24 protein-coding genes and 1 pseudogene are annotated in these 26,480 nt (G+C 72.2%); 15 read left to right on the forward strand and 10 right to left on the reverse strand.

Features of this window, described 5'->3' with window-relative positions; genetic code table 11:
- Window positions 1-411: 411 nt before the first annotated feature.
- Both AB0P03_RS18120 and AB0P03_RS18125 read left to right on the forward strand, forming a co-directional pair.
- Window positions 412-1,599, forward strand: coding sequence for a helix-turn-helix transcriptional regulator (locus AB0P03_RS18120; RefSeq protein WP_363629621.1), 1,188 nt, complete (start codon window positions 412-414; stop codon window positions 1,597-1,599).
- 567 nt (window positions 1,600-2,166) lie between these two features.
- Window positions 2,167-2,739 (forward strand): GNAT family protein, encoded by a 573-nt coding sequence (locus tag AB0P03_RS18125; protein WP_363629623.1) that lies wholly within the window; start codon window positions 2,167-2,169, stop codon window positions 2,737-2,739.
- 271 nt (window positions 2,740-3,010) lie between these two features.
- On the opposite strand, the gene AB0P03_RS18130 is transcribed toward AB0P03_RS18125, so the two are convergent.
- From AB0P03_RS18130 to gcl, 3 genes are all read right to left on the reverse strand, one after another.
- Complete coding sequence (locus AB0P03_RS18130; protein WP_363629624.1) at window positions 3,011-3,499, reverse strand: glutathione peroxidase; 489 nt, start codon at window positions 3,497-3,499, stop codon at window positions 3,011-3,013.
- Window positions 3,500-3,582: 83 nt separating this feature from the next.
- Window positions 3,583-4,047: a pyridoxamine 5'-phosphate oxidase family protein gene (locus tag AB0P03_RS18135; protein ID WP_363587295.1), complete on the reverse strand. Its 465-nt coding sequence runs from the start codon at window positions 4,045-4,047 to the stop codon at window positions 3,583-3,585.
- Window positions 4,048-4,195: 148 nt separating this feature from the next.
- Window positions 4,196-5,977, reverse strand: a complete 1,782-nt coding sequence (gene gcl, locus AB0P03_RS18140) for a glyoxylate carboligase (protein ID WP_363587296.1) — start codon at window positions 5,975-5,977, stop codon at window positions 4,196-4,198.
- A gap of 790 nt (window positions 5,978-6,767) precedes the next feature.
- Here gcl and AB0P03_RS18145 point away from each other — a divergent pair.
- Together AB0P03_RS18145 and AB0P03_RS18150 are read left to right on the forward strand one after the other, a co-directional pair.
- A complete protein-coding gene (locus tag AB0P03_RS18145; RefSeq protein WP_363629748.1) occupies window positions 6,768-8,252 on the forward strand; it encodes a SulP family inorganic anion transporter in 1,485 nt (494 codons plus the stop codon).
- 104 nt (window positions 8,253-8,356) lie between these two features.
- Window positions 8,357-8,653 carry an MTH1187 family thiamine-binding protein gene (locus AB0P03_RS18150; RefSeq protein ID WP_363587297.1) on the forward strand — a complete coding sequence of 99 codons (297 nt, stop codon included), beginning with the start codon at window positions 8,357-8,359 and terminating at the stop codon, window positions 8,651-8,653.
- Between the two features lie 55 nt (window positions 8,654-8,708).
- On the opposite strand, the gene AB0P03_RS18155 is transcribed toward AB0P03_RS18150, so the two are convergent.
- Window positions 8,709-9,194, reverse strand: coding sequence for a DoxX family protein (locus AB0P03_RS18155; RefSeq protein ID WP_363587298.1), 486 nt, complete (start codon window positions 9,192-9,194; stop codon window positions 8,709-8,711).
- Between the two features lie 151 nt (window positions 9,195-9,345).
- On the opposite strand from AB0P03_RS18155, the gene AB0P03_RS18160 reads away from it, so the two are divergent.
- The 3 genes from AB0P03_RS18160 (at window position 9,346) to AB0P03_RS18170 (ending at window position 12,223) form a co-directional block, all read left to right on the forward strand.
- A complete protein-coding gene (locus AB0P03_RS18160; protein WP_363629626.1) occupies window positions 9,346-9,927 on the forward strand; it encodes a TetR family transcriptional regulator in 582 nt (193 codons plus the stop codon).
- A gap of 104 nt (window positions 9,928-10,031) precedes the next feature.
- The gene (locus tag AB0P03_RS18165) at window positions 10,032-11,465 is read left to right on the forward strand and encodes an MFS transporter (RefSeq protein WP_363629628.1); all 1,434 of its coding nucleotides are present in this window, start codon (window positions 10,032-10,034) and stop codon (window positions 11,463-11,465) included.
- The gene (locus AB0P03_RS18170; RefSeq protein ID WP_363629630.1) at window positions 11,462-12,223 is read left to right on the forward strand and encodes a glucose 1-dehydrogenase; all 762 of its coding nucleotides are present in this window, start codon (window positions 11,462-11,464) and stop codon (window positions 12,221-12,223) included. The genes AB0P03_RS18165 and AB0P03_RS18170 overlap by 4 nt, the downstream gene beginning before the upstream one ends.
- Before the next feature lie 103 nt (window positions 12,224-12,326).
- Here AB0P03_RS18170 and AB0P03_RS18175 read toward each other — a convergent pair whose 3' ends face one another.
- Entirely contained in the window at window positions 12,327-12,989 is a 663-nt protein-coding gene (locus tag AB0P03_RS18175; RefSeq protein WP_363629632.1) for an SMI1/KNR4 family protein, read from the reverse strand.
- A 293-nt stretch (window positions 12,990-13,282) separates the two neighbouring features.
- Here AB0P03_RS18175 and AB0P03_RS18180 point away from each other — a divergent pair, with 293 nt between their 5' ends.
- The 3 genes from AB0P03_RS18180 (at window position 13,283) to AB0P03_RS18190 (ending at window position 16,564) form a co-directional block, all read left to right on the forward strand.
- Complete coding sequence (locus AB0P03_RS18180) at window positions 13,283-14,203, forward strand: sugar ABC transporter permease (RefSeq protein WP_363629634.1); 921 nt, start codon at window positions 13,283-13,285, stop codon at window positions 14,201-14,203.
- Window positions 14,200-15,108 carry a carbohydrate ABC transporter permease gene (locus AB0P03_RS18185; RefSeq protein ID WP_363629635.1) on the forward strand — a complete coding sequence of 303 codons (909 nt, stop codon included), beginning with the start codon at window positions 14,200-14,202 and terminating at the stop codon, window positions 15,106-15,108. The genes AB0P03_RS18180 and AB0P03_RS18185 overlap by 4 nt, the downstream gene beginning before the upstream one ends.
- A gap of 64 nt (window positions 15,109-15,172) precedes the next feature.
- Complete coding sequence (locus tag AB0P03_RS18190) at window positions 15,173-16,564, forward strand: ABC transporter substrate-binding protein (protein WP_363587305.1); 1,392 nt, start codon at window positions 15,173-15,175, stop codon at window positions 16,562-16,564.
- A 132-nt stretch (window positions 16,565-16,696) separates the two neighbouring features.
- On the opposite strand, the gene AB0P03_RS18195 is transcribed toward AB0P03_RS18190, so the two are convergent.
- The 3 genes from AB0P03_RS18195 to AB0P03_RS18205 all read right to left on the reverse strand — a co-directional run bounded on the left by AB0P03_RS18195 (window position 16,697) and on the right by AB0P03_RS18205 (window position 19,379).
- Window positions 16,697-17,674, reverse strand: a complete 978-nt coding sequence (locus tag AB0P03_RS18195) for a DMT family transporter (protein ID WP_363629636.1) — start codon at window positions 17,672-17,674, stop codon at window positions 16,697-16,699.
- A 29-nt stretch (window positions 17,675-17,703) separates the two neighbouring features.
- A complete protein-coding gene (locus tag AB0P03_RS18200; RefSeq protein ID WP_363629638.1) occupies window positions 17,704-18,741 on the reverse strand; it encodes a lysine-2,3-aminomutase-like protein in 1,038 nt (345 codons plus the stop codon).
- 368 nt (window positions 18,742-19,109) lie between these two features.
- Window positions 19,110-19,379, reverse strand: coding sequence for a helix-turn-helix transcriptional regulator (locus AB0P03_RS18205; protein WP_063346085.1), 270 nt, complete (start codon window positions 19,377-19,379; stop codon window positions 19,110-19,112).
- A 160-nt stretch (window positions 19,380-19,539) separates the two neighbouring features.
- On the opposite strand from AB0P03_RS18205, the gene map reads away from it, so the two are divergent.
- From map to AB0P03_RS18230, 5 genes and pseudogenes are all read left to right on the forward strand, one after another.
- Complete coding sequence (gene map / locus AB0P03_RS18210) at window positions 19,540-20,307, forward strand: type I methionyl aminopeptidase (protein WP_363629640.1); 768 nt, start codon at window positions 19,540-19,542, stop codon at window positions 20,305-20,307.
- A gap of 15 nt (window positions 20,308-20,322) precedes the next feature.
- Window positions 20,323-20,454: pseudogene (locus AB0P03_RS18215) on the forward strand (hydrolase); the annotation flags it as partial.
- Window positions 20,455-20,635: 181 nt separating this feature from the next.
- Window positions 20,636-22,117: an alpha/beta hydrolase gene (locus AB0P03_RS18220; RefSeq protein WP_363587309.1), complete on the forward strand. Its 1,482-nt coding sequence runs from the start codon at window positions 20,636-20,638 to the stop codon at window positions 22,115-22,117.
- Between the two features lie 180 nt (window positions 22,118-22,297).
- A complete protein-coding gene (locus AB0P03_RS18225) occupies window positions 22,298-24,688 on the forward strand; it encodes a transglycosylase domain-containing protein (RefSeq protein WP_363629641.1) in 2,391 nt (796 codons plus the stop codon).
- Window positions 24,689-24,756: 68 nt separating this feature from the next.
- Window positions 24,757-25,053, forward strand: coding sequence for a hypothetical protein (locus tag AB0P03_RS18230; protein WP_363629643.1), 297 nt, complete (start codon window positions 24,757-24,759; stop codon window positions 25,051-25,053).
- A gap of 8 nt (window positions 25,054-25,061) precedes the next feature.
- On the opposite strand, the gene AB0P03_RS18235 is transcribed toward AB0P03_RS18230, so the two are convergent.
- Both AB0P03_RS18235 and AB0P03_RS18240 read right to left on the reverse strand, forming a co-directional pair.
- The gene (locus AB0P03_RS18235; RefSeq protein WP_350886005.1) at window positions 25,062-25,646 is read right to left on the reverse strand and encodes a hypothetical protein; all 585 of its coding nucleotides are present in this window, start codon (window positions 25,644-25,646) and stop codon (window positions 25,062-25,064) included.
- 31 nt (window positions 25,647-25,677) lie between these two features.
- A complete protein-coding gene (locus tag AB0P03_RS18240; protein WP_363629645.1) occupies window positions 25,678-26,226 on the reverse strand; it encodes an alpha/beta fold hydrolase in 549 nt (182 codons plus the stop codon).
- Window positions 26,227-26,480 lie beyond the last annotated feature (254 nt).

The raw sequence follows: 26,480 nt of genomic DNA on the forward strand, positions 1-26,480 counted from the left end.
CAACGGCTCCAACGCGGGACCACGACGACGCACCGACGCATCCGAAGAATCACTCACGCAAGATCTAACGACAGATCTCCGGCGCAGGACACTAGCCTTCGGCTCCCCGCCGGGGCGTTCGATGTGCTCGAACGCCCCAGCGCGGAGCACCCGTTCAACCCGGCCGACGGCTTCCGGTACAGCCGGGAGGGAATCCCGGCCCGTGTGCACGGAGACCGTATCGGGCTGCCTCCCCGCCGGTACGCGAGTGCTGGTGAGGCGGTGCCCGAGGGCTAGAAGGTGATGGCTTGCTTACTGGCTGCAATCATTCAACGGCGGATGACCAAGATCAGTTAACACGAAACTTGCACAACAACCTTTGCCACGCCTGATGTTCAGTCATCTAGTCGTCGAGCTGGGATGATTGATTGCATGGGGAACACGGCGCCGTCAGCTGGCGAGAACATCGCGGTACTCCGGAAAGCGCGCGGCCTGAGTCAGGCCAAACTTGCCCGGGAGGCCGGCATCACGCTCTCTTACCTTTCCAAGGTCGAAACTGGGCTCAGGCCTGCGACCCCTGCGGTGGTGGCTGCCCTCGCTCGGGTTCTCCACGTCACCACCGCCCGCGTCTACGGGAATCCCTTCGTCGGCCCGACCGAGCAGACGGACCTGCTCAACGAGCTTCGGAACACTGTTCGTCGCCACACTCTTCCACGAGAGAGCCCGCTCTCCCCGGCCGAGACCACTGTGGCCGTTCAGACCGCTGCTGACCTGAGGGCCAGCACGCAGTACCTGGAATTGCTGCGGATGCTGCCCGCACTCCTCGGCCAAACGACCGCCTCCGCTCTCGATTCCCGAGGCGAGGCGACGGCGTGGGGCTACGTCGCGGATGTGTACAGCTGCGCGTACACGGTTGCACACCGACTCGCACAGCCCGATCTTGCCGACATGATCGTCTCTCGCCAGATGTGGGCCGCGCAGCAGACCTGGAACCCGTCTGCCGAGGCAGCAGCAGCGTGGAATGAGGCGGGTACGTACCAGTCTGCTGGCCAGTATGAGGACGGGTTGGCCATCATCGAGAGGGCTATCAGCCGCTACGAGGCCGTACCCGGGAGTGGCCCCTTTCGGACCATCCACCTCGGCTCTCTCCATCTGCGCGGCGTCGTGCTGGCGTCGAGAGCCAAGGACGCCAACGCCACCCGTGATCATCTGCGGCACGCGTGGACCCTGGCCGAGATGCTTCCGGACGGCAGGGACCTAGTTCAGCACCATCTGACGTTCGGCCGGGGAAACACCGCACTGTACGAGCTGGCGTCCCACGTCGAACTCGACGCCCCCGACCTCGCTGTCCAGATGTCCGGTTCACTGATCGCATCCCCACCAGCGGGGTTGAAGCCAAACCGCCTAGGCCGGTTGTACATCGACGTCGCCCGCGCCCGGTTGGCCGTGCGCGACTACGCCGGTGCCGAGGAAGCTCTCAACGCCGCCCATGCCGTCGCTCCGCAGATGGCACAGATACACCCGATGGGTCGCGAGGTGCTGCGGGTGCTGATCGTCATGCACCAACGCTCTAAGCCCGGTCTGCTCGCTATGGCGAAGCGGGCAGGGCTGGCACCTTAAGGTCTGCGCGGCGAGGGCCGCGCTCAGGAGGGGGTGAGGCCTGGGGTCACCCGGTACTTCTCCTCTTCCTCCGGCGGGAGCGGGACGGTGATCGACAGCTCGATGGCAGCGCCCTGGCGGGCCTCCGTGGCACCAGGTGAACCCGGCCATGACCTTCCCCGCGGCCCGCCAGCTCTACTACGTCGCTGAGGCCACCGTGCAACTCGGCGAGGACGCCGTCCTCGGCTAGAGCCGGTCCGAGGCGGCCGTCGCCGCCTATCGAGATGCCTCCGAGAACGACTGGGCCTTCGGCGACGAGGCCGGCACTCAGACCGACCTTGCGCTCGCCCGCATCGCCCGAGGAGAGACCGAGGGCGCCGCCGAGGCCGTCCGCCCGCTGCTCGACCTCCCCGTCGAGCAGCGGAACTTCGGCATCGTCAGCAGCGCCCAGCGCGTCCACGCCGCGCTGAGTGCCGACAACCGTCGTAACGGCGTCGTGGGCGTGAACCTGCGCCAGGAGATCGAGGCCTTCACCGCCGCCCCGACCTCGGTCCTCGTCCGGTGACCCCGCGGATAGGCTCCGCTGCCATGACCACAGTTCACCCGGCCGGCCCCCGCCTGGCACTGCGCGAAGTCGAACCCGAGGACACCGATGGCCTCCTGGCCATCTACGGCGACCCCGAGGCCACCCGGTACCTCAGCTTCGAGCCCCGCACCCATGAGCAGGTCCAGGCGATCGTCGACCGCTCGATGAACTCGGCGAAGGACGGCCCGAGGACCGAGTACGGCCTTGCTGTCACCCACCTCGGTGAGCATCGGCTGATCGGGTACGCGCGATTGGCCACCGAGCCGCAGCAGGCCGCCACCATCGGTTTCGCCCTCCACCCGGCCGAGTGGGGCAAGGGCCTCGGCACGGAGACCGTCCACCTGCTGTGCGCCCTCGGCTTCGACGTCCTGGGCCTGCACCGCATCTGGGCCGCCCGCTCTCCGCTCAACGAAGCATCCGCGCGAACACTTCTCCGTGCCGGGATGACCGAGGACGGGCGGATCCGTGATCACGTCTTCGTCCACGGCGCCTGGCGCGACTCGATCACCTACTCGATCCTGGAGCACGAGTGGACACCGATCGACGGCTGGGATCCGCAGCGCCGTCCAGTCTGAGGGTGGGAGCAGCGCGAGTTGGTGAGGCACGGGCACTGGGCGGCCGAGCCTGCGAAGTGGCTGCTGCCGCACCGGCATCAGCAGCTCGGTCTTCTCCACGGTCCGCTCGACGAACCCCCACACGAACGGACATGGGTAGTGCGCAGTTCTACTGGCTCAGTTCAGTCGAGGCCGACTCGGCAATCGAGAGGGGCTGCTCGACGGCTCGGGGGAACGACGGACCGGCCCCGGGCGGGTGCCCTGGGCCGGTCCGTCGGGGGGTGGGTGGGGGTCAGGCCGGGAGGACGGCCTCGATCGCCGCGATCAGCTCGGCCGACTCCGGCTCGACCCGCGGCCGCAGCCGGGCGGCCACGGTGCCGTCGGGGGAGACCAGGAACTTCTCGAAGTTCCAGCTGACGTCCCCGGTCTCGCCCTCGGCGTCGGTGACCTGGGTCAGCTGCCGGTACAGCGGGTGCCGGTCGTCGCCGTTGACGTCGATCTTCTCGAACAGCGGGAAGGTGACGCCGTAGGTGGTGGAGCAGAAGGTTTGGATCTCCTCGGCGCTGCCCGGCTCCTGCCCGGCGAACTGGTTGCAGGGGAAGCCCAGCACGGTGAACCCGCGTGCGGCGTACCGCTGCTGGAGGTTCTCCAGGCCGGTGTACTGCGGGGTCAGGCCGCACTTGGAGGCGACGTTGACGATCAGCAGCGCCTTGCCCTTGTACTCGGCCAGCGAGGTGGGCTCGCCGGTGAGGGTGCGGAGCGGGATGTCGTACAGGCTCACGGTGGTGGTCCTTTCGAAAGGAGTGCGGAACAGGTGGTCGCCTGGCCACCGTAGTGGCCGCGACCACCTGGACCGACCCCGACCTACCGGTCTTGCGACAGGTCGGCCCCGAAGGATGAGAAGTCGGCGCTCGACCAGCGCTCGGGCCGCATCCGGAAGGTGATGTCGGCGGCCAACTGTTCCCGGGCGGAGGCCAGGTAGTCGCGCGCGGCCTCGGGTGACAGGTAGCGGTTCGCGAGGGCGGCCCACTCGTCGCGGTCGAGCCGGTCCTCGACCGCCACCACGGGGCCCTCGACGCTCACGTACGCGGCCGGGCCCTGCTCGCGCTGGGCGCAGAGGGTGAACCGCCCGGCGGCGCGGATCCGCCGGGCCTTGACGGAGTCGCGGCCGGTGACGACGGTGAGCAGGCCGCCGGGGACGTAGGTGTACCAGACCGGTACGGCCAGCGGGCCCCGGTCCGCTCCGGCGCCGGAGTCGACGGCCAGCACACCGACGTGCGGTGCGGCGAGGAACCGCTCGCGCTCGGCCTTGCTCATGCTGAAGGGCATGGTGTCCGCTCCAGGGGGCTCCGGGCCCGCGCACGGAGGTCGGGCGCGAGCGTCTTCCGGTTTGTACCCGGTGCGCGTCCGGGCCACTCGGGGCGGGGCGCAGTGGTGGATCCGGTCCGGATCCCGCCCCGAGCGGCCCGCGGCGGGCTCAGGGCGCCAGCGGCTTGACGGCGGTCGGCGCGTGCTCGGGGAGGGTGGCGATCTCCTCCCACTCGTTGACCTTGTCGATGTCGGCGGCGGCCATCGAGATGTTGGTGACCCGCTCCAGGATCGCCTCGACGACGACCGGGACGCGGAACTCGGCGGCCAGCTTCTTGGCCTCCTCGAAGGCCGGCAGCAGGCCCTCGGGCTCGGTGACCCGGATCGCCTTGCAGCCCAGGCCCTCGGCGACCCGGACGTGGTCCACGCCGTAGACGCCCAGCTCCGGCGCGTTGATGTTCTCGAACTCCAGCTTGACCTGGAAGTCGATGTCGAAGTTGCGCTGCGCCTGGCGGATCAGGCCCAGGTACGCGTTGTTCACCAGCACGTGGACGTACGGGATGCGGTGCTGGGCGCCGACGGCCAGCTCCTCGACCATGAACTGGAAGTCGTAGTCGCCGGAGAGCGCGACGACCTGGCCCTCGGGGTCGGCGGTGGCGACGCCGAGCGCGGCCGGGATGGTCCAGCCGAGCGGGCCGGCCTGGCCGCAGTTGATCCAGTGCCGCGGCCGGTAGACGTGCAGCAACTGCGCGCCGGCGATCTGGGAGAGGCCGATGGTGGTGACGTAGCGGGTGTCCGGGCCGAACGCCTTGTTCATCTCCTCGTAGACGCGCTGCGGCTTGATCGGCACGTCGTCGAAGTGGGTGCGGCGCTGGAGCCGGGCCTTGCGGTCCTGGGTGGCGGCGGCCCACTCGCTGCGGTCCTTGAGCCGCCCGGCGGCCTTGAGCTCCTGGGCGACCTGGAGGAAGAGCTCCAGCGCGGCCTTGGCGTCGGAGGCGATGCCGAGGTCGGGGGCGAAGATCCTGCCGATCTGGGTGGGCTCGACGTCGACGTGGACGAACGTGCGGCCCGCGGTGTAGACGTCCAGGCCGCCGGTGTGGCGGTTGGCCCAGCGGTTGCCGATGCCCAGGACGAAGTCGGAGGCGAGGAAGTTCTCGTTCCCGTAGCGGTGCGAGGTCTGGAGGCCGACCATGCCGGCGTTCAGCTCGTGGTCGTCGGGGACGATGCCCCAGCCCATCAGGGTCGGGACCACCGGGACGCCGGTCAGCTCGGCGAACTCCCGCAGCAGTTCGGCGGCGTCGGCGTTGATGACGCCGCCGCCGGCGACGATCAGCGGGCGCTCGGACGCCTGGAGCAGCGCGAGCGCCTTCTCGATCTGGATCCGGTTGGCGGCGGGCTTGTAGACGGGGAGCGGCTGGTAGGCCTCGGGGTCGAAGTCGATCTCGGTCAGCTGGACGTCGATCGGCAGGTCGATCAGGACCGGGCCCGGACGGCCGGAGCGCATCAGGTGGAAGGCCTGCTGGAACACACCGGGGACCTGTGCGGCCTCCAGCACGGTGGTGGCGGCCTTGGTGACGGGCTTGGCGATCGAGGCGATGTCGACGGCCTGGAAGTCCTCCTTGTGCAGGCGGGCGACGGGGGCCTGGCCGGTGATGCACAGGATCGGGACGGAGTCGGCGATCGCCGAGTACAGACCGGTGATCATGTCGGTGCCGGCCGGGCCCGAGGTGCCGATGCAGACGCCGATGTTGCCGGCCTTGGCGCGGGTGTAGCCCTCGGCCATGTGGGAGGCGCCCTCGACGTGCCGGGCCAGCGTGTGCCTGATCCCGCCGGAGGCCTTGAGCGCGGCGTAGAACGGGTTGATGGCCGCGCCCGGCACGCCGAACGCGACCTCAACGCCTTCGAGCTTGAGGATCTCCACGGCCGCGCGGGCGGCTGTCATACGAGGCATCGGGTATCTCCTGCGTCGGCCCGCAGTGGGTCGGAGGGCTCATCTCCAGAATTCCACCATACGGAAGAACGGTTTCTGTATGTGGAAATACGGTACGGCTGGCCTCGGCGGGGCGTCAAGGGGAGGTCCAACAGAATGTGGAAGCCGGCCCCGGGGGGTGAAACCGCAGGTCGCCGCGGGCGTCCGAGGGGCGGGGAGACGGGGCCGGGCTCGTACAGGTGGGCGCCGATCGCGCTGGTGTGCCCGGGGAGCCGGTCGTTCCGCGCCGGAAAGCGCGGCCGGTGTGCAGTGCGGGTGAAGGGACGGTGCCCGAGGTCGGCCCACCCCGCACCCCTGGGTACCGTCGGTGGCACGCCGGGCCCGTGATGTCCAACTGAGGCCGTGGCAGGGGGATTCGGGACGGTCCGGGAGTGGGGGAGCTCCGGCGGCCGATCCCGTCCAGGACCAGCGTGCCCGGTCCGCCGCACCCGAGCGAGGGACGCACCCCCTGGCCGCACCGACCCGACACCCGCCGCCGCCGTCCGGTCCGCCCGGACCTGCGGCCGTACCGCTGTCGCCCCCTCCGCGCGGTCCACCTCCCTTCCCTCTCCTCACCCCCCTGCGACCCCCATCACCTCCCTGTGACGGCGTGCCCGCAGCGGCGGGCGCGCGAAAGGAACGCCGCCATGCGCTGTCTCCCTGCCCGCCCCCCGGTGGTGACCGGGTGAGCCGAACGCCCCGCCGCCGCAAGGCCCCGCCGGGCCACCCCGGCAAGGCCGCCCCGCCGGGCCGCCGCCGGCCCCCGCTCGCCGTGCTGCGCGCCGTCCCCTGGCGCTACGACCTGCCCGCCTCGCTGGTGGTGTTCCTGGTCGCCCTGCCGCTGTGCGTCGGGGTGGCGGTCGCCTCCGGCGTCCCCGCCGAACTGGGTCTGGTCACCGGCATCGTCGGCGGCCTGGTCGTCGGCCTCCTGCCCGGCAGCAGCCTCCAGGTCAGCGGCCCGGCCGCCGGGCTGACCGTCCTGGTCTACGACGCCGTCCAGCGCTTCGGCGTCACCGCCCTCGGCCTGCTCGTCCTCGGCACCGGGCTGCTCCAGATCGCGATGGGAGCGCTCCGGCTCGGCCGCTGGTTCCGGGCGATGTCCGCCTCGGTGGTGCACGGCATGCTGGCCGGCATCGGACTGACCCTGCTGTTCGGCCAGCTGTACGCGCTCGCCGACCGCCGCGCCCCGGCCACCGGGCCGGAGAAGATCGCCGGACTGCCCGACCTGCTGGCGGACGTGGTCACCGGCGTGGCCGACCCGAGCGCGGTCGCCCTGGGCCTGGCCACCCTGCTCGTGCTGGTCGGCTGGAAGTACCTGCCCGGGCGCGTCGCCCGCGGCGTCCCCGCGCCGTTGGCCGCGGTCGGGCTGGCCGCCGCCGTCGCGGCCGCCGCCGACCTGCCGGTGGCGAGGGTCCGGGTGTCCGGCCTGCTCGACGTCGTCCACCTGCCCGACCGTGCCGCGCTCGGCGCGGTGGCGGGCACCGCCGGCCTCGGCACGGTCGTCGCCTTCACCCTGATCGCCTCCGCCGAGACGCTGTTCAGCGCCGCCGCCGTCGACCGGATGCACCACGGCCGGCGTACCGACTACGACCGCGAGCTGACCTCCCAGGGCATCGGCAACACCGTCTGCGGGCTGCTCGGCGCCCTTCCGATGACCGCGGTGATCGTCCGCAGCGCGGCCAACGTCCAGGCGGGGGCGCGGACCAAGGCCTCGCGCACCCTGCACGGGCTCTGGCTGCTGCTGTTCACCGCGCTGCTGCCCGGCGTGCTCGGGCTCGTCCCGCTCACCGCGCTGGCCGCCGTCCTGGTCCACGCCGGCGCCAAGCTCGTCCCGCTGCGGCGGATCGCCGCACTCTGCCGCGGCCACCGGGGCGAGGCGCTGGTGCTCGCGGTGACCGCGAGCGCCATCATCGCCACCGACCTGTTCGAGGGGGTGCTGATCGGCATCGGCCTGGCCGTGGCCAAGTCCGCCTGGCAGACCTCACACCTCCAGATCGGCCTGGAGGAACTGGTCCTGCCGTCCGGCGAGGCCCTGCAGCGCGTCCGGCTCACCGGCAACGCGACCTTCCTGCGGCTGCCCCGGCTGCTGGACGCCCTGGAACGGCTGCCGGCCGACCGGCCGGTGGAACTCGACTGGTCCGGGCTGCGCCACCTGGACCACGCCTGCACGGTGGCCCTCACCGCTTGGGCCGCCCAGCACCGGGCCCGCGCCACTGCTCCGCTCGCGGTCGAACCGCCGCTGCCGACCGTGGTGTGAGCGCCGGCAAGGCTGGTTAGCCTGGTCGCGGCCCGGACCGGAACCTGGTCCCGGCCACGACCAGTGCCGCCGGTGAGTGCCGTCGGCGGAAGGAGCGCAGAGCCGTGATCGCAGCCTTTTCGGTGACCCCGCTGGGGATCGGCGAGGACGTGGGAGAGGCGGTGGCAGCAGCCGTCCGGGTGGTCCGGGCGAGCGGACTGCCCAACCGGACCGACGCGATGTTCACCAGCATCGAGGGGGAGTGGGACGAGGTGATGCCGGTGATCCGGGCGGCGATCGAGGCGGTGAAGGACTACAGCGGCCGGGTGAGCACGGTCATCAAGATCGACGACCGGGCCGGGGTCACCGACGGGCTCACCGCCAAGGTCGCCTCGGTGGAACGGCACTTGGCCGAGGACTGACCCCGCACAGTCAGTCCGTCGAGCCGCTCGTCGGGCCCTGGGCAGGGCCGGGTGCTCAGCCGGTCTGGCCCTGGTGTGCCCCGGCCGGGGCGGGCTGGGCGGCCGGCTCGGCCGTGGTGCGCCGGGCCAGCAGCCGGTCCAGGGCGTAGGGGCCGGAGCCGAGCACCGCGATGGCGAGGAAGGCCCAGCAGAACATGACGGAGGGTTCGCCACCGTTCTGCAGCGGCAGCAGGGAGTGCTCCTGGTGCACGGTGAAGTAGGCGTACGCCATCGAGCCGGAGCAGAGCAGGGCGGCGGTCCGGGTACCGACGCCGAGCAGCACCAGGGCGCCGCCGACCAGTTGGATCAGCGCGGCCCACCAGCCGGGCCACTGACCGAGCGGGACGGTGCCGCCGCCCTTGGTGCCACCGAGGACGCCGAAGAGCGAGGCGGCGCCGTGGCAGGCGAAGAGCAGCCCGACGACGACCCGGAAGGCCGTCAGGACGAGCGGGCGGGCGGCCTCGGCCGCCTGCTGGGGAGAGGTGGGAAGGTTCGCGGGCATGGGGAAACGCCTCCTGTGGGGGGAGGAGGAGGTACGGGGCGGTAAGGGTAGCCTTGGTCTAGTCCACTTGGCAATGCTCCGTCAGATCCCACGTGTGCGACCTTCGGGGAGGATCTTGACCGACCGTTCTGGAAAGGGTTAGCGTTCACCCATGGCGCGAACGAAGGAATTCGACCCGGACGCCGTGCTCCAGTCGGCCCTTGAGCTGTTCTGGCGGCGCGGTTACGAGGCCACCTCGATGGCCGACCTGGTCGAGGAGCTCGGGATCGCCCGGGCGAGCATCTACGCCACCTTCGGCAGCAAGCACGAACTGTTCCTGCGGGCGCTGGAGCGGTACGGCGAGCAGGCCGACCCGGTGCTCCTGGCCGAGCTCTCCCAGCCCGGCCCGGTGCTGCCGGCCGTCCGCGCGCTGGTCCGCCGGTTCGCGGCGGAGTCCGCCGAGGACGGGCTGAAGCGCGGGTGCTTCATCACCAACACCGCCGTCGAGCTCGCCGCGCACGACCCCTCGGCGGCCCGCCGGGTGGAGGCCGGGCTCGGCCACCTGGAGACGGTGCTGACCGCCGCCCTGGTCCGGGCCGAGGCGCAGGGCGAACTGCCCGCCGGGCGGGACCCGAGGGCGCTGGCCCGGATGCTGCTGGTGCTGTTGCAGGGCGTGCGGGTGCTGGGCCGGACCGCCGATGGCGCGTCCCGGGTGCGGGACGCCGCCGAGCAGGCGCTGGTGCTGCTCGACTGACGGGTCGACTGACGGATCGTGGGGCGATGGCGGGGCGACGGTGGAGGTCGCCTCTTGCTGTCCCAATACTGGACCGAACGGTCATTATGGAGAGGGGGGTTTCCATGAGTGTCGCCACGGCCGACCGGCCCGGCTTCGCCCTGCTCGGCGGCGTGCAGGCCACGCTGATCTTCACGATCATGATCCTGTCCGTGCCACTGCCCCTGGTGGCCCGGGAGTTCGGGCTCGGCCTGCCCGGTGTGCTGCTGCTGAGCGCCGCCTACGGACTCTCCTTCAGCGCCCTGCTGCTCCTCGGCGGGCGGCTGACCGACCGCCACGGCGGCCGCCGGCTGCTGCGGGTGGGCCTGGCCCTGCTCGGCACCGCCTCGATCGCCTGCGCCCTCGCGCCCGGCTACCCCGTCCTGCTGGCGAGCCGCTTCGCCCAGGGCGTCGGCGCGGCCCTGGCAGCCCCGGCGGCGGTCGCCGTGGTCCGGGTGCTGCGGCCCGAACCCGCCGAATACCGGCGGGCGATGGCCGCCTGGGGCGGCCTCTCGGTGCTCGGCGCCACGGCGGGCAACCTGCTCTCCGGCGCCGTCGCCGCCTGGGTCTCCTGGCGCTGGCTGTTCGCGGTGCCCGTGCTGGTCGCCCTCGTCGGCCTGGTCCGCTCCGGCTCGCTGCCGCCCGCCGAACCCGCCGGCCGACCGTCGGCCGTCGGCCGGCCGGGGCTGGACCTGCCCGGCGCCGCCCTGGCCGCCGCCGGTGTCTGCGCGGCCAGTTACGGGCTGGTGGCGTCCACCGACCACGGCTGGCGAAGCCCGGGGACGCTGCTGCCGCTGGCCGCCGGGCTCGCCCTGCTGTGCGCCTTCGCCGCCGTCGAACGGCACACCGCCGACCCGCTGCTGCCGCCCGGCTTCCTCGCCGACCGCCGCCGGGCCACCGCCCTCGCCGCCGTCATGGCGACCGCCGCCGGCACCGCGCTGACCTTCCTGCTGCTCGCGCTCTACCTCCAACAGGTCCGCGGCTGGGGCGTGCTGGCCACCTCCGCCGCCTTCCTGCCGTACGCGGCGGCACTGCTGACGGCCGGTCGCCTGGCCGGGCCGCTGACGGCCCGCTACGGCGCCGTCGCGGTCACCGCCGGAGGACTCGCCCTCGCGGCGGCCGGGCTCGGCCTGCTGGCGGGCCTCGCGCCCGGCAGCGACTACGCCACCGGGCTGCTGCCCGGGCTGCTCCTGCTGCCCACCGGGGCCGCTACCGCCTTCGCCGGCGCGGCCGTGCTCGCCACCGCGGGCGTGCCGCCCGAACGGACCGGCCTCGCCGCGGGCGTGCTCAACACCGCGATGGAACTCGGCCCCACCGCCGGGGTGGCCGCCCTGATGGCGCTCGCCGCCACCCGCCCGAGCGTGGTCGGCGGCTACGCCGCGGCCTTCGCGGCGGCGGGCACCGCCCTGGCGCTCACCGCCCTCGCCGTCGCCATGCCGGCGCGGGTGACTCCCGAGACCACCACAGAGACCGACACCGCACCAGAACGCACCATCCAGATCAAGGAGCACCTCTCATGACCACGCGTTTCATCGGCAAGTCCGTCCTGGTCACCGGCGGCGGCAGCGGTATCGGACGGGCCGTGGCGCTCGCCTTCGCCCGGGAGGGCGCCCGGGTCGCGGTCGCGGGCCGCAGCGCGGGCCCGCTCGCCGAGACGGTCGAGCTGATCGAGCAGGCGGGCGGCAAGGCCGTCGCGCTGACCGGCGACGTGGCGGACGGTCAGGACGCCGCCCGGCTGGTCCGGGAGACCGTCGAACTCCTCGGCGGCCTGGACGTCGCCGTCAACAACGCCGGGGTGTTCGGCGCCGTCGGCCCGGTCGCCGACATCGACGAGGACGAGTGGCACCGGGTGTTCGCGGTCAACCTGACCGGCACCTGGCTCGCCATGAAGCACCAGATCCGCCACATGCGGGCCCACGGCGGCGGCGCGATCGTCAACATCTCCTCCAACCTCGGCGTCCACATGCGTGTGCCCGGCCTCGGCGCCTACGCCGCCAGCAAGGCCGCCGTCACCGCGCTGACCCGCAGCGCCGCCCTCGACCACATCGCGGACGGAGTCCGGATCACCATGGTGAGCCCCGGCCCGGTGGACACCAGCATGTCCACCCGGCCCGGCGAGAACGCCGACGACAAGGCCGCGCGGATGAAGGACAGCCTCCCCGTCGGCCGGGCGGGTGCGGTCGAGGAGGTCGCCGCCGCGGTGCTGTACCTGGCCTCGTCCGAGGCGGGCTTCACCGTCGGCGCCGACCTGGTCCTGGACGGCGGCGCCACCGCCTGATCCACCCGTGGCCCAACGGCCGGGCAGCGACCCGTCGTTGGGCCATCGCCTGATCCACCCGTGGCCCAACGAGCGGGCGGGGTACCGTCGTTGGGCCATCAGATCACTGCTCGGCCAGTGCGTCCCGGGCCTCCTCGGTCCGGGCCCGGGCCACCACGAGGTCCTCGTCGAGCTCGACGACCAGCACGTCCGGCCCAGTGAACCAGCGGCAGCCACGGCCGAGCCGGGGCAGCTCCGTCAGCCCCTCCGGCACCTCCACTCCGGACTCGGCGAACACGCTCAACTCGTCGTCCTGCAACAGCTTCTCCACCATCACCATCGCCGTCGCGGCCGTCGAGAAGCGCTCCTCCCAGGGCTCCCAGCGCTCTTCCGACTTGTCCGCGAGGTCGAGTCGGCCCACCGTCGGCGGATCGTCCTGGTCGAGGTCGGCCAGCAGGACGCCCCAGTGCGCGCACGCCTGGTTCTCCTCCTGGTACACCAGGGCGCCGTCCAGGACGAACAGTTCCTCCGGCGACAGCAGCCGGTTGTGGTTGCCGGTGAGGTCCTCCCGGCGGCCGAACAGCCGGTACGCCTCGCGCAGCGCGGCCGGCAGCCGCAGGCCCAGGCGCCCTTCGGCGGCGTCGAGTTCGGCGTCCGTGAAGTCGTCGTCGGGCCGCAGCGGCTCGCCCCAGTAGGCGGCGAAGCCCTCGACCAGCGCCCGGGCGCCCGCGCGGCCCCGCAGGGATTCGGCCATCGCGGCCCGGATGTCGAATTCGGTGTCGTCCATCCGGGAACCGTACGACGCCCCACCGACAGTCCGGGAACCGTACGACGCCCCACCGACAGTCCGGTGCCACCGGAGGGCGTACCGGAACGGGCGGGGGCGCGCCGCACATCCCGCCCGCCCACGACCGGCCGGGGACGCGCCCCAACGCCCGTCCGCCCACGACCGGCCGAATCTGACGCGAACGCGTAATCCCACCGACACCCGTTGCTCACCGTGGGGTTTCCGACCCGTCGTGTGGGCAGGACACGGTTTCGGCCGGAACCGACGCAACGAAAGGCGGGACGCGCAAACCCATGCCGACCGCACCGCACACCAAGCCCCACCCGGGCCGCCGAAGCCGCTGGGGTGAGCACGGCCTCGCCTGGGCCTTCCTGCTGCCCTCCCTGGTGGTCTTCGTCCTCTTCATCGGCTACCCGCTGGGACGGACCATCTACCTGAGCGGACACGCCAACGACCTGTTCGGCGCGCCCTCGCGCTACGTCGGGCTGAAGCACTACACCGAGCTGCTGACCTCGGCGGACTTCCGGCGCACGCTCGTCACCACCGCCCTGTTCACGCTGCTCACCGTGGTGCCCGGCGTGCTGGGCGCGCTGGTGCTGGTGCTGCTCCTGGAGAACCGGATCCGGGGCGTACGGCTGCTGCGCTCCGCGTTCGCGCTGCCCTTCGCCTTCTCGGTGGCCAGCGCGTCCGTGGTCTTCGCGGTGTTCTTCAACCCCGCCAGCGGGGTGCTCAACGGCCTGCTCTCGCACGTCGGGCTGGGCCCGATCGGCTGGCTGACCGACTCCCGGTACGCGCTGGTCTCGGTGGCCGTCACCACGGTGTGGATGAGCCTCGGCTACAACGTGCTGGTGCTGTCCGCGGGCATCGGCTCGATCCCCGGCGAGATCCTGGAGGCCGCGCGGATCGACGGCGCCTCGGGGCTGCGGCTGGCCCGTTCGATCACCGTGCCGATGCTCGGTCCGAACCTGTTCTTCCTGACCGTGGTCTCCACCGTCCACTCGCTGCAGAGTTTCGGCCAGATCCACATCCTCACCAAGGGCGGCCCCGACGGCGCCACCCGGACCCTCGTCTACTCCGTCTACGAGAAGGCCTTCGCCTACGGCTCCAGCGACTTCGGCACCGCGAGTGCCCAGGCCGTGGTGCTGCTCGTGGTCGTCCTCGCCTGCACGGCCGTCCAGTTCGGCGTCCTGGAGCGGAAGGTGCACTACGCATGACCGTGACCGCCACCGAGGCCGGGCCCGGGGTCCAGGACGGGGCCGCCGCGCCGCGCCCGCGCCCCCGCGTGCTGGCCGGTCGTTCGCCGCGCGACCTGCTCGGCCGTGCCGCCGTCTACCTGCTGCTCGCCGTCGCCGTCGTCACCGTGGCCTTCCCGGTGTACTACGCGATCGCCGGCGCCTTCATGAGCCCGTCCGAACTCTCCTCCTACCCGCCGGCGCTGGTGCCCCACTCGGTCACCGGGCGGAACTTCGCCGGCGCCGTCGACACCGTCCCGCTGGCGAGGCAGTACGCCAACTCGGCGATCGTGGCGACCGTCATCACGCTCGCCCAGCTGTTCACCTCGGTCCTCGCCGCGTACGCCTTCGTGTTCCTGCCGCTCAAGGCGCGGGCCGTGGTGTTCGGGGTGTTCCTGGCGACGCTGATGGTCCCGTGGGAGGCCGTCATCATCCCCAACTACCTGACACTGTCCGGCTGGGGGCTCGGGAACACCTACTTCGGCCTGGTGCTGCCCTTCCTCGCCTCCGGCTTCGGCACCTTCATGCTGCGGCAGGCCTTCCGGCAGCTGCCCGGCGAACTGCGCGACGCCGCGCGGATCGACGGCGCGGGCCACTGGCGGTTCCTGTGGCGGATCGTCGTCCCGCTCAACAAGCCGGCCCTGGCGGCGCTGTCGATCTACGTCTTCCTGTCCGCCTGGAACCAGTACTTCTGGCCGCTCATCATCACCCGCACGGCGAACATGCAGACCCTGCAGATCGGCCTCACCTCGCTGCGCGACTCCGAGATGTCCGATCCGGGCCTGATCCTGGCCGGCGTCGTGCTCTCCCTGCTGCCCACGCTCGCCCTGGTGGTCTTCGGCCAGCGCTTCATCGTCCGCGGTCTCACCGCGGGCGCCGTCCGCTGACCCGCTCCGCCGCTTCCTCCCGCTCCTTCGAGCACGTCCCTCCCGACAGAGAGAGAACCCTCCCGTGAAGAAGAGTGCCCGCGCGCTCGCGGCCCTGCTGGTGGCCGGCCTGTCCCTGACCGCCTGTAGCTCCGGCGACTCCACCTCCGGCTCCGGCGGCTCCTCCGACGCCGTCCCCGGTGCCCAGGCGCTCGACCAGGCCTCGGGCGTCACCGGCGTCGAGTTCTGGCACTCGATGACGGGGAAGAACGCCGAGGTCCTCACCGGGCTGGTCAGCCAGTTCAACGCCGCCCACCAGGGCAAGATCGAGGTCAAGGCGCAGTTCCAGGGCAAGTACGACGACCTGGTCGCCAAGTACAAGGCCGCGGTGCAGCAGAAGGGCACCCCCGCCCTGGTGCAGGTCTACGACATCGGCACCCGGTTCATGATCGACTCCAAGCAGACCGTCCCGGCCCAGGCCTTCGCCGACAAGGACGGCTTCGCCCTCGACGACCTCGACCCGAACATCCGCAACTACTACTCCGTCGGCGGCAAGCTCGTCTCGATGCCGTTCAACTCCTCCATGCCGCTGCTCTACCTCAACGCCGACGCCTTCAAGGAGGCCGGTCTCGACCCGGCCCAGCCGCCCAAGGACCTCGCCGACCTCGGCGAGCTGGCGAAGAAGCTGACCAAGAAGGACGCCGACGGCAAGACCGTCCGCTACGGCTTCGGCGCCGCCATCTACGGCTGGTTCGTCGAGCAGCTGCTCGCCGAGTCCGGCACCATGTACTGCGACCAGGACAACGGCCGCACCAACAAGGCCGGCAAGGCCGTCTTCGACTCCGCCCAGGGCGCGCAGATCGTCCAGTGGTGGGCCGACCTCGTCAAGGGCGGCTACGCGGCCAACACCGGCCGCAACACCGACGACGCCCAGGCCGCGTTCAAGGCCGGCACCGTCGCCATGCACCTGGAGTCCACCGGCGTGCTGCGCGGCTACACCGAGGCCGCCAAGTTCGCCGTCGGCACCGCGGCCTTCCCCAAGGTCGCCGCCGCCGACCAGGGCGGCCCGGTCATCGGCGGCGCCTCGCTGTGGATCAGCGGCCCCGGCCACTCCGACGCCGAGAAGCGCGCCGCCTGGGAGTTCGAGAAGTTCGTCACCGCCCCCGAGCAGCAGGCCGCCTGGCACACCGGCACCGGCTACTTCCCGGTCAACCGCAAGTCCCTGGACGACCCCAAGGACAAGGAGTGGGTGGCCAAGTACCCGCAGTTCCAGACGGCCATCGAGCAGCTCAAGGCCACCAAGCCCTCCCCGGCCACCGCCGGCTGCCTGCTCGGCGTGATGCCGCAGGCCCGCAAGGGCGTCGAGACGGCCATCGAGCAGACCATCGCCGGCTCCAAGACCGCCCAGCAGGCCCTGGCCGACGCGGCCAAGGAGCTCCAGCCCGCCATCGACAGCTACAACAGCTCCGTGAGCTGACCACCTCCCTGCCCCACGGTCACCGGCCCGACTCACGGCCACCGGCCCGCCCCACGACGGCCCGCCCGGCGCAGCACGCGCCCGGCGGGCCGCCGCCGTTCGGGACCATCGTCGGGGACGGCCGGTCGGGGCTCAGCCGTCGGAGTCCGCCCCGGGGATCTCCGAGAAGAGGAAGATCCCGGCCAGGATGAGCGCGGCCCCCACGTACTGCCAGACGTCGATGCGCTCGCCCAGGAGCGCCACGGCGAAGGCGAGTCCGAACACCGGGATGATGTTGAGCAGGACGCCCGCCGTGGTGACCGGGGTCCGCGTCACGGCGTAGTTGTACATCAGGAACGCCCCGGCCAGCCCGCCGCCGCAGACGCCCGCCGCGACGATCCAGTGCAGCGGGCGGGCGCCGCCGGTGACCAGACTGCCGCTGATGACCCACTGGCCCACGAACAGCGGCAGGGAGAACAGCAGGCCGAAGCCGAACTGGTAGGCCGTGGCGACCAGCGGATCGGTCTCCCTGACGACGCGTCCGGTGATGATGGTGGCCGCCGCGGCGGCGAACGTCCCGGCCAGCACCAGGAGATCCCCCACGCCGAGCCCCAGCAGGGCGTGGCTCCCGCCCAGCGCGGCGACGCCGACCGCGCCCAGCACGACGCCGCCGACACCGCGCGGCGTGGGTGCCCGGCGGCTGATCACCGCGGCCAGCGCCACGACGAAACAGGCCTCGGAGCCGCGGAGGATCGACGCCTGGGTGGCGTCGATCCGCGCCATCCCCAGTCCGATGGCCCCGTACCCCACCATCGGCTCGAACAGCCCGAGGAGGGCGAGGCGCTTCAACTGGTCGCGCGACGGGCGCCGGTGGCCGCCCCGGTACAGCAGGACGGCCCACGGCAGGGCGGCGGCGGTGAACAGGGAGACGGCGAGCACCGTCATGACGGGAAGTCCCCGGATGGAGTACTTCTCCGCGGTGGTCCACAGGCCCCAGATCGCCGAGGCCCCGATCAGCGTCAGCGTCCCTCCCGGGTGGCGGACGGCGTTGCCGAGCACGCCGGCGCCGGAGCCCCGGGGCGGGGGCGGCAGGGTGGGGTTCGGCCGGCGCGGGGTGGGCTCGGAGACCATGGGCCGGTGGTTCCCTTCGGCGGGGGCGGTCAGTCCTCGGTGGTCTTGGGCGGGTAGGTGTGCGCGATGCCCCACGGGTCGGTCACGGTCCCGTTCCCGTTCAGGTAGGTCGGGCCGATGGGCACCTTGCCGTGGCCGCCGGGGATGTCGAGCACGTAGGTGGGCTGGCACAGGCCCGAGACGCGGCCGCGCAGGCTGCGGGCGAGCGCCTGCCCCTCCTTGATGGTGGTGCGGAAGTGGCTGGTGCCCACGGCGAGGTCGCCGTGGTGGAGGTAGTAGGGCTTGACCCGGTTGACGATCAGGGTGCGGAAAAGGTCCTCCAGCGCCTCGGGGGTGTCGTTGACCCCCTTGAGCAGCACCGTCTGGCTGACCAGCGGGATCCCGGAGCCGGCCAGCAGCCGCAGCGCGCGCCGCGCGCCGTCGCCGATCTCCTGGCTGTGGTTGGTGTGCACGACGACCCAGACCGGAGTGTCCATGGTGAGGGCTTCGACCAGGTCCTCGGTCACCCGGTCCGGGTCCACCACGGGCACGCGGGTGTGGAAGCGGATCACCTTGACGTGTTCGATCCCGTCGAGCGCCCTGAGGATCGGCCGCAGGCGGTCGGGCGACATGATGAACGGGTCGCCACCGGTGAAGATCACCTCCCAGATCTCCGGGTGGGAGCGGATGTAGTCCAGCGCGGCGGCGAGTTGGGACTCCTTCAGCATCGAGTCGCCGGGGCCGACCACCTCCCGGCGGAAGCAGAACCGGCAGTACACCGGGCATACCAGGACGGGCTTGAGCAGCACGCGGTCCGGGTAGCGGTGGGTGACGCCCTTCACCGGGGTGAAGGGATCGTCGCCGATGGGGTCCTCCCGCTCCTCCGGCAGGGAGGTCAACTCGTCTTCGGTGGGCACGAACTGACGGGCCACCGGGTCGTCCAGCTCGACGATGCGGCTGCGCATCGCCGGTGTGATGCTCAATGCGTACCGTTTGGCGACATCGGTGATCGCCGCGACCTGATCCTCCTGGATCAGGTGCTGTGCGAGCAGTTCCTTGGGAGTGCGGATCGGGCGCGAACCAGCCATGGGTTCAACTCCTGGAGAGAAACCGAATGGGGATCGTTCAGCGACCGGGCACGGAGGTGCCCGGGGAGAATCCGGGAACGCACGTCGGCGGACAGTGGAATTCCGGGGGCGATAGCGCCGCGAGGCTGCGAGGGTGCGGATCCGGAGGGCGATCCGGCGGCGAAACCCAGTCGGGACAGGTCCGTTTGTCCCTCGGCTGAAGGCCGACAATCAAGGACGCTACCCTCGGTGGTCTGAACGCGTCAAGGATCGTCTGTGGCGGTGTCCGGAGCCTCGGGTCATCGAATGGTGATGATCGATTCCGGCCCGGCAAAAGGCCGTTAAGCCGGTAAGGCGTTAAAGCGGTAAGGCGTTAAAGCGTTAAGGCGTCACGCCGAGAGGGCTTCGCCGTCCTCCGGGAGCGCGCACACGGCCGCCAGCTCGTCCAGCGACAGATCCAGCGCGAACGCCAGCGCGGCGATGGTGAAGAACGACGGCGTCGGCGCCCGTCCGGTCTCGATCTTGCGCAACGTCTCCGCCGAGACGCCGGCCACCGCCGCCACCTCGACCATGCTGCGCGCGCCGCGCGCCTCGCGCAGCAGCGCCCCGAAGCGCTCCCCGCGCTCGCGCTCCCACGGGGTCAGTGGAGTCCTCACCATGCCGTCGATACTAGGCCCTCCCTCCGGGGTCGCGTCGTGCTCCCGCGAGGTCGCGCCGTGCGCCCCGCTCCGGTGCTCCCGTCCTGCCGCGCGGCCGCCCCGCCTTCGACCGTGATACAAATACCGGTATAAGAATTGGATTGAGGGGAGACGACCCACCATGGTCGAAATCAAGTCGGACGCCGCCCTGGACGCGATGCGCGAAGCCGGGCGGGTGGTGGCGGACGCGCTGGCCGCCGTGCAGGACGCGGCGGCCGTGGGCGTCAGCCTGCTGGAGCTGGACGAGGTGGCGCACGGCGTGCTGAGGGCGGCCGGGGCCACCTCGCCGTTCCTCGGCTACCGGCCGTCCTTCGCGCCCGTGCCGTTCCCGGCCGTCATCTGCGCCTCGGTGAACGACGCCGTCGTGCACGGCATCCCGGGCGGCTACCGGCTGCGCGACGGCGACCTGGTGAGCATCGACTGCGGCGCCCTCCTGGACGGCTGGGCCGGGGACTCCGCCGTCAGCTTCACCGTCGGCGCCGCCCGGCCCGAGGACGCGGTACTGATCGACACCACCCGGCGCGCCCTGGAGGCCGGGATCGCCGCCGCCGTGGTCGGCAACCGGATCGGCGACATCGCGCACGCCATCGGCAAGGTCGCCCGCGCCGGACGCTACGGCCTGCTCGAAGGCTTCGGCGGGCACGGCATCGGGCGGAGCATGCACGAGGACCCGCACGTACCCAACGAGGGCCGCCCGGGCCGGGGTTACCCGCTGCGCCCCGGCCTGGTGCTGGCGCTGGAGCCGATGCTGACGGCGGGCGGCCGGGGCGACTACCACACCGATTCGGACGGCTGGACGCTGCGCACCACGGACGGCAGCCGTGCCGCGCACATCGAGCACACCGTCGCCATCACCGAGGACGGCCCGCGCGTCCTGACCCTCCGGTAGCCGGAGCGCGGTGGGCTGATGGTCGGCGACGACCGGACCTGTGACGGCGGGGCGGCCGCCCTCGGCTGCGCCTTCCACCCGGTGGACCATCTGCCGGTCGAGCAGCGCCCGGCCGCCCTGACGCCGCTGCTCGACCTGCCGCCCTGACCGCCGCCGGCGGCTTCGCTTCCGGCCGCGTGAGCCGCCGTGTGCGCCGGCCTCCGAGCCGGATCCGCTGGAGGATTTGACGCACTGTCAAGTGCGGTCGGGCTTGCGGGGGTTTACCCCACCACCGGTCGGCCCGCTGCCCGGATGGGCCCAAGTCCCCGTGCCCGGAAGACTTCCGGGCATGCCGAACCTCAACCGCACCCTCGCCGTGGTCACCGCGGCCGCCGCGCTCTCCGTCACCGCCCTCGCCGCCCACCCCGCCGCCGCGGCCGGCTCGGACCGCCTCACCTGGACGGCCTGCCCGGGCCAGGCCGATCCCCGCCAGCAGTGCGCCACCGTCACCGTGCCGCTCGACTACGCGCACCCGGACGGCGAGCGCATCACCATCGCCGTCTCCCGGATCACGGCCGCCAAGCCCGGTCTGCGCCGTGGTGTGCTGCTGACCGTCCCGGGCGGGCCGGGCGGCTCCGGTGTGGACGTCCCGAGCGGCGCGGTGAAGCGCCTGCCGCAGTCCGTCCTCGACCGCTACGACCTGGTCGGCTTCGATCCGCGCGGCGTGGGCCGCTCCACGCCGGTCAGCTGCGGTCTGGAGCACGCCGATCTCGCGATGGTGAAGCTGCGCCCGTGGCCGGCCGCGGACGGCTCGATCGACGACAACCTGGCCACCGCCCGCCGGATCGCCGAGACCTGCGCCCGCAACGGCGGCCCGGTGCTGCGCAGCATCTCCACCCGGAACGAGGCCCGGGACATCGACCGGATCCGCGAGGCCCTCGGCGAGCGCCGGCTCTCCGCCTGGGGCACCTCGTACGGCACGTACGCGGGGGCGGTGTACGCCACCATGTTCCCCGGGCGCACCGACCGGATCGTGCTGGACAGCAACGACGACCCGGACCCGTCGCGGGTGGGGCGCGGCTGGCTCGCCGCCTTCGGCCGGGGCGCCGAGGACCGCTTCCCGGACTTCGCCGCGTGGGCTTCGGCGCCGGGCAACCCGGACCGGGTCGCGGACACCCCGGACGAGGTCCGCCCGCTGTTCCTGGACCTCGCCGCCCGCCTCGACGCCGCGCCGCTGCCCTGGCCCGGCGCCAACCCTGCGGAACTGAGCGGCAACGTGCTGCGCGAGACGATGCTGGAGAGCCTGTACGCGGACGCCAAGTTCCCCGACCTGGCCCGGCTGATGTTGGTCGGCCTCGGCCGTCGGCCGCTGCCCGCCCCGGTGCTGCCGCCGGACGAGGCGGTGCAGAACACCATCGCCGTGTCGGTCGGCACCCTCTGCAACGACGTCGGCTGGCCCGCCGATCCGGCCGGTTACGTCCGGGACGTGGCCGCCGAGCGCGCCGCCCGTCCGCTCACCGCGGGCATGCCGGTGAACGTGATGCCGTGCGCCTTCGGGCCGTTCGCGCCGGGCGAGCCGCCGGTGCGGGTGACCGGCCGGGGCCCGGCGAACATCCTGCTGGCGCAGAACCTGCGGGATCCGGCCACCCCGTACGCGGGTGCGCTCAAGCTCCGTGCGGCGCTGGGTGATCGGGCCCGGATGGTGACGGTGGACTCCGGCGGCCACGACGTCTACCGGGCCAACGGGAACGCCTGCGGCGACGCGGCGGTGACGGACTTCCTGGTCACCGGTCGTCGCCCGGCCGGGGACGTGTCCTGCCCGGCAGGCTGAGCAGGGGCGGGCCGGCCGACCGGCGGACGGCGGGATCAACAGGCCGTAGACGAACGGTCCTTGTCCGAACCCGGGCGTCCGTCCGACCGGCTGGAATGAGCCGAATCTGTGGCGGATTTGTGACAAAGCTTCGCCAACACCCTGCCCTGGCACGGTATTCGCGGCCGTAGTGTTCCAGTTATGTCACCGAAGAGCCGCATACCTGCCCCGGACGCGGGCGACACCTGGGTGCCGCGCCCGCGGCGTCGTGAGACCCCGATCGGATTCCTGGGTCACACGGTCACGTTCCTCGGCTGCTGCACTCTCGGCGGTGTCCTGCTGGCCGGCCTCATCCTTCCCGCGGCGGGCGCCGTCGGGCTCGGGGCCAAGAGCAGCGCCGAGGGCTTCGAGAGCATCCCCGACGACTTCAAGGCGCCGGCGCTGACGCAGGCCACCCAGGTCTTCGACGCCAAGGGAGGCCTGATCGCCAAGGTCTACGAGCGGGACCGCACGGTGATACCCGCCGAGCAGATGTCACCGCTGATGCGCCAGGCGCAGGTGGACATCGAGGACGCCCGCTTCTACGAGCACGGCGCCGTCGACCTCAAGGGCATCCTGCGGGCGATCACCAAGAACGCGGAGAGTGGCGCCGCCGTCCAGGGCGCGTCGACGCTGACCCAGCAGTACGTGAAGAACGTCAACGTGGAGAAGGCCGGCGACGACCCGGTGGCCGTCCTGGAGGCGCAGCGCAAGACGCTCGGCCGCAAGATCCAGGAACTCCGGTACGCCATCAAGCTGGAGGAGGATCTGACGAAGGATCAGATCCTCACCAACTACCTGAACATCACCTTCTACGGCCATCAGGCGTACGGCATACAGGCGGCCTCCCAGCGCTACTTCAGCAAGGACGCGAAGGACCTCGCCCTCCCCGAGGCGGCCATGCTCGCCGGGCTGGTGCAGAACCCGTCCCAGTACGACCCGAAGCTGCACCCGGTGGCCGCGCAGAAGCGTCGGGACACCGTCATCGACAAGATGGTCGAGAACAAGCACATCACCGCGGACCAGGCCAAGGAGGCCAAGGCCGCGCCGCTGGGCCTGAAGTACCGGGACCCGCAGAACGGCTGCATCACCGCCCAGGCCGGCATGGGCTTCTTCTGCGACTACGTGCGCCACGTGGTCAAGCAGGACCCGGTGTTCGGCAAGAGCGCCGCCGAGCGCAAGAAGCTGTGGGACACCGGCGGCCTCAACATCTACACCACGCTGGACCCGGACAAGCAGGCCGCCGCCCAGAACGCCGTCTCCGAGCAGGTGTACGTCACCGACCCGGTCTCGGCGGCGATGACGATGGTCGAGCCCGGCACCGGCAAGATCCTGGCGATGGCGCAGACCCGCCCCTACGGTCTGGCGAAGGAGAAGAACCAGACCGTCGTCAACTACAACGTGGACGCGGCGATGGGCGGCGGCATCGGCTTCCAGCCCGGCTCCAACTTCAAGCCGATCGTGGCCGCCGCCGCCCTGGAGGCCGGCCTGCCGCCCACCCAGCGGTACGACTCGCCCAACCGGATGGACTGGCCGACGACGAGGACCTGCGACGGCACCTGGAAGAACCCGAACAAGGGCAAGAAGGAGGGCAGCATCCCGAACGAGAGCCCGCGCGAGGTCGGCCCGTACGAGCTCAAGGAGGCGATGGCCCTCTCGGTGAACACCTACTTCGTGCAGATGGAGCAGGAGATCGGCCTCTGCGCGGTCAAGCAGATGGCCAACAAGCTGGGCGTCACCGGCAAGGCCGACGGCAAGCCGCTGGAAGAGGTCCCCGCCCTCGGCCTCGGCACCCAGGAGGTGAGCCCGTTGACGATGGCCAACGTGTACGCGAGCTTCGCCGCCCGCGGCACCTACTGCGTGCCGCTGGCGATCAACAAGATCTCCACGGTGGACGGCAAGGACGTCCCGGTGAGCCCGGCCAAGTGCACCGAGGCGATGTCCACGGACACCGCCGACGTGATCAACAGCGTGCTGCTCGGGGTGACGGAGAAGGGCACCGCCAAGGAGCTCAGGCTGGACGACCGCCGGCAGATCGCGGCCAAGACCGGGACGACGGACGAGAAGAAGTCGGCCTGGTTCACCGGCTACACCGGCAACCTGGCCGGCTCGGTCTGGCTGGGCAGCCCGGGCACCAAGGTGCCGATGAAGAACATCCGGATCGGCGGCCACTACCAGCAGGAGGTCTTCGGCGCGACCGGCCCGGGCCCGATCTGGGAGCAGGCGATGAGCGACGCCGTCCGGAACATGCCGGAGAAGGACTTCCCGACGGTCTACATCCCGGACCCGCCCAAGCGCGACCCGAGCTGCGCCACCCCCAGCGGCTCGCCGACCGGCACCTGCGGGAGCGGCTCGGGCAAGCAGCGCCCGAGCAGCCCCGGCAACCCGAGCAGCCCCGGCACCCTGAGCACCCCGGGCAGCACGGGCGGTCCGCTCAACCCGAACAGTCCGGTCGGCCGCTCCGCGCCGTCCACGCCGTCGGGGCAGCCCGGGCAGTCCACCCCGTTGGCTCCCCCCGCGCCGGCCGACCCCGGCGACAACCAGGACCAGTGAGCCGCCCGGTCCCGCCTGAGTACCCGTACTCAGGCGGGGCCGCGGACCGGCGGCGGACGATGGGTGCCATGCCGCACAGCATCCTCGGTGTCCCCGCCGTGTTCTGGCCCTCGATCGGCTACCTGGCCGGGTACCTGGTGATCGGGCTCGCCGCCGCCCGCGAACTGCGCGCGGGCACCAGCGCGGCCAACGCGGTCCGGCAGCGGACCGCCGCCGTCTGGACGATGCCCGGCTTCCTGCCGGCGATGCTCGTCAACCCGTTCCCGGACGGCAGTGCGGCCCGCTTCCTGTCCGCCACCGCCGTGGGCGCGGCGGGCAACGCGGCGCTGCTCGCCCTGCTCGCCCACGCGGTGGGGCTGCCGTAGCGCGGACGCTACCGTGCCTCGACCGGCTCGCCGGTGTCCTGGTCCAGGTTGAAGACCCGCCGGTAGGAGTCGGTGACCACGGTGATCTGGTCCCGGCCGGTCCAACTCGCCTCCACCAGCCGGGCGTCGTCCGGTGCCCTGCCGATCTGGGCCAGTGACCAGCGCCGCCCGGACCAGCCCGCGCCGACCTCCAGCAGCACCTGCCAGTCGTCGTTGTCCTTCGGCGCGGTGGCGTACGAGCGGTGCACCACGACCAGGGCCAGCTCCGGGCGGGCCGGGGCGGTCTCCCGGCTGCGCGTCTCGGCCGCCGAGACCTTGTGCGCGGCCAGCACGCCGAGCAGGAATACCACCCCGGCCGTCACCGTGACCGCCCGGGTGGCCGTCCGTACGGCGGTGCGCCGGTCGCCCAGCCAGGCGGCGGCGATCAGCGCGGCCAGCGCCGCGCCGAGCAGCAGCTCGGGCCGGTTGAGCAGGTCGGCGACCAGCATCAGCCCGCCCGAGCGGCTCTCCCACTGCCCCTCGGTGTAGAGCAGCACGGCGGCCGCCCCGCCCGCCAGCAGCAGCCGGACCAGGACGCGCCTGGCCTTCGGCATCCGGTTCCTCATCGTCCCCCCGTCCGATGCGTCACAGCTCTGCGAGCAGCTTGCGGCCCTCCGGCCAGTCGCCCAGCCCGGAGTCCGAGTTGAGGTGTCCGTACGCGCCCGGCTCGACGTACCGGGCGCCCCACGCGCCGGCGAACAGCCGGGCCCGCTCGGGGCTGACCCACGGGTCGTCGGTGCTGGCGACGACCACGGCCGGGAACGGGAACGGCGCCAGGGCCACCGGCCGGAAGCCGGTCAGCTGCGGGACTTCGGCGGTGTCGATGTCCGCGGGGGCGACCAGCAGCGCGCCGCGCACCGCGGCGGTCCGCCCGGCGGGCGCGGCGGCCACCCAGCGGGCCACCGTGACGCAGCCGAGGCTGTGGGCGACCAGCACCACCGGCCCTTCGGCGGCGGCCTCGGCCACCGCCGCGTCCACCCGGGCGATCCAGTCGCTCTGGTCGGGGTGGTCCCAGTCCGCCTGCTGGACCCGGCGGAAGGCGTCCGGTTCGGCGGCCTCCCAGCGGGTCTGCCAGTGCTCCGGGCCCGAGTTCTGGTAGCCGGGCAGGACGAGGTGGGTGGTGCGGTCCGGCATGGGCTCCTCCGGTGTGCGGTCGTGGCGGGCAGCAGGAGTCTAGGACGCGGGCAGCCGCGGCCCGCAGCCGGGCGGTGACCCGGCGCGCACGACCCTCGGCAGGCGCGCACACCCGGTGACGCGCCGCAGTACGCCCGGTGCGCCCTGTTGCCAACGGCACGGCCGGTGCGGGAGGTTGGTCCGGGCCCGCGGCCGGTGGCCACCGGCCGGGGCCCACGCCGTGTCGGACGCTCGACCATGTGGAGGGATGTCGG

It is taken from the genome of Kitasatospora sp. NPDC088779, assembly GCF_040685395.1.
Taxonomy (GTDB): domain Bacteria; phylum Actinomycetota; class Actinomycetes; order Streptomycetales; family Streptomycetaceae; genus Kitasatospora.

What these genes read in the sequence shown, in the direction of transcription:
- AB0P03_RS18220 (WP_363587309.1), top strand. Translation starts at nt 20,636, where the DNA reads ATGCCGAACCTCAACCGCACCCTCGCCGTGGTCACCGCGGCCGCCGCG.
- AB0P03_RS18160 (WP_363629626.1), top strand. Translation starts at nt 9,346, where the DNA reads ATGGCGCGAACGAAGGAATTCGACCCGGACGCCGTGCTCCAGTCGGCC.
- AB0P03_RS18235 (WP_350886005.1), bottom strand. Translation starts at nt 25,646, where the DNA reads ATGCCGAAGGCCAGGCGCGTCCTGGTCCGGCTGCTGCTGGCGGGCGGG.
- map (WP_363629640.1), top strand. Translation starts at nt 19,540, where the DNA reads ATGGTCGAAATCAAGTCGGACGCCGCCCTGGACGCGATGCGCGAAGCC.
- AB0P03_RS18155 (WP_363587298.1), bottom strand. Translation starts at nt 9,194, where the DNA reads ATGCCCGCGAACCTTCCCACCTCTCCCCAGCAGGCGGCCGAGGCCGCC.
- AB0P03_RS18240 (WP_363629645.1), bottom strand. Translation starts at nt 26,226, where the DNA reads ATGCCGGACCGCACCACCCACCTCGTCCTGCCCGGCTACCAGAACTCG.
- AB0P03_RS18230 (WP_363629643.1), top strand. Translation starts at nt 24,757, where the DNA reads ATGCCGCACAGCATCCTCGGTGTCCCCGCCGTGTTCTGGCCCTCGATC.
- AB0P03_RS18185 (WP_363629635.1), top strand. Translation starts at nt 14,200, where the DNA reads ATGACCGTGACCGCCACCGAGGCCGGGCCCGGGGTCCAGGACGGGGCC.
- gcl (WP_363587296.1), bottom strand. Translation starts at nt 5,977, where the DNA reads ATGCCTCGTATGACAGCCGCCCGCGCGGCCGTGGAGATCCTCAAGCTC.
- AB0P03_RS18180 (WP_363629634.1), top strand. Translation starts at nt 13,283, where the DNA reads ATGCCGACCGCACCGCACACCAAGCCCCACCCGGGCCGCCGAAGCCGC.
- AB0P03_RS18200 (WP_363629638.1), bottom strand. Translation starts at nt 18,741, where the DNA reads ATGGCTGGTTCGCGCCCGATCCGCACTCCCAAGGAACTGCTCGCACAG.
- AB0P03_RS18120 (WP_363629621.1), top strand. Translation starts at nt 412, where the DNA reads ATGGGGAACACGGCGCCGTCAGCTGGCGAGAACATCGCGGTACTCCGG.
- AB0P03_RS18125 (WP_363629623.1), top strand. Translation starts at nt 2,167, where the DNA reads ATGACCACAGTTCACCCGGCCGGCCCCCGCCTGGCACTGCGCGAAGTC.
- AB0P03_RS18205 (WP_063346085.1), bottom strand. Translation starts at nt 19,379, where the DNA reads ATGGTGAGGACTCCACTGACCCCGTGGGAGCGCGAGCGCGGGGAGCGC.
- AB0P03_RS18225 (WP_363629641.1), top strand. Translation starts at nt 22,298, where the DNA reads ATGTCACCGAAGAGCCGCATACCTGCCCCGGACGCGGGCGACACCTGG.
- AB0P03_RS18165 (WP_363629628.1), top strand. Translation starts at nt 10,032, where the DNA reads ATGAGTGTCGCCACGGCCGACCGGCCCGGCTTCGCCCTGCTCGGCGGC.
- AB0P03_RS18175 (WP_363629632.1), bottom strand. Translation starts at nt 12,989, where the DNA reads ATGGACGACACCGAATTCGACATCCGGGCCGCGATGGCCGAATCCCTG.
- AB0P03_RS18135 (WP_363587295.1), bottom strand. Translation starts at nt 4,047, where the DNA reads ATGCCCTTCAGCATGAGCAAGGCCGAGCGCGAGCGGTTCCTCGCCGCA.
- AB0P03_RS18195 (WP_363629636.1), bottom strand. Translation starts at nt 17,674, where the DNA reads ATGGTCTCCGAGCCCACCCCGCGCCGGCCGAACCCCACCCTGCCGCCC.
- AB0P03_RS18170 (WP_363629630.1), top strand. Translation starts at nt 11,462, where the DNA reads ATGACCACGCGTTTCATCGGCAAGTCCGTCCTGGTCACCGGCGGCGGC.